1 protein-coding gene is annotated in these 500 nt (G+C 47.8%); it reads left to right on the top strand.

What is annotated here, in order from left to right:
* Positions 1 to 5: 5 nt before the first annotated feature.
* The coding region (locus ACWHAR_RS32755; RefSeq protein WP_452089133.1) for a permease at positions 6 to 500 on the top strand (495 nt) is incomplete at its 3' end.

Below are 500 nucleotides of genomic sequence, written 5' to 3'. Positions count from 1 at the left end.
AAAATATGGATTTGCGCGGAGGTTTTTTTGTGGCTTCACAATCCTTTCTGCAGCTGAACTCAATATTTATCAGTATATTAATAGAAGCGATTCCGTTCGTCTTGATCGGGGTTTTTATATCAGGTTTGATTCAAATGTTTGTGACGGAGGAGATGATGGCGAAAATCATTCCGAAAAACCGATTTCTCGCCGTTTTGTCAGGAACATTTGCCGGGGTATTGTTTCCGGCTTGCGAGTGCGGCATCGTTCCGATTGCCCGCAGGCTGCTTTTAAAGGGAGTGCCGCTTCATGCGGCGGTCGCCTTCATGCTGACGGCCCCGATCATCAATCCGATTGTATTATTCTCGACATTCATCGCTTTCGGAAACAAATGGGATGTCGTGTTCTACCGGGGCGGGTTGGCGATTGCGGTGTCTCTCATTGCCGGGCTGATCATCTCTTATCAATTTAAAGGGAATCAGCTGATCGAAAACGGGACGCACGGACATCACCACCATGTC

The sequence above is a fragment of the Bacillus sp. LR--39 genome (genome assembly GCF_053613335.1).
The sequence above is the reverse complement of the archived record's forward strand: the minus strand, read 5'-3'. Positions and strand labels throughout refer to the sequence as shown.